This window comes from Mycobacterium arosiense ATCC BAA-1401 = DSM 45069, assembly GCF_002086125.1.
GTDB lineage: Bacteria > Actinomycetota > Actinomycetes > Mycobacteriales > Mycobacteriaceae > Mycobacterium > Mycobacterium arosiense.
Genome location: NZ_MVHG01000245.1, coordinates 1 through 453 on the forward strand (window position 1 = coordinate 1; position 453 = coordinate 453).

Annotated in this window: 1 protein-coding gene; it reads right to left on the reverse strand. The window is 62.3% G+C overall.

Features of this window, described 5'->3' with window-relative positions; genetic code table 11:
* Nucleotides 1-333 (reverse strand): arsenate reductase ArsC (locus tag BST14_RS28315; protein ID WP_211280838.1); only part of this gene is annotated, 333 nt, incomplete at its 3' end.
* Nucleotides 334-453: the final 120 nt, after the last annotated feature.

The window sequence follows — 453 nt, forward strand, 5'->3', positions numbered from 1 at the left end:
CCAGAGAGGACAAGCCTCGCCGGCTGCGTTGTCGCAGACGGTGAAGATGAAATCGAACACCGGCGCATCGGGCTTCACGAACTCGTCCCAGCTCTTGCTGCGGTAGCCCGTTGTCGGAAGGTGCAGCCGCTCCAGCGTGGCGAGCGCCAGCGGGTGAACTTCGCCTTTCGGATGGCTACCTGCCGACCAGGCGTGAAACCGCCCCTGGCCCATGTCGTTGAGGATGCCTTCGGCGAGGATGGAGCGGGCCGAATTGCCCGTACAGATGAACAAGGCGTTGTAAGTGGTATCGGTCATGGTCAGCAGCAGGTCTTGGATGGAGAAACCTCGCATACGCCACCTTGGCAGCAATGCTCGGTCAGGTAGCCGATGAGGCCGTTCATGTGGCCGTACTCGGCCCGATAGATCAGGTTGCGACCCTGCTGCTCGATGGTGACGAGGCCGGCATGGGCC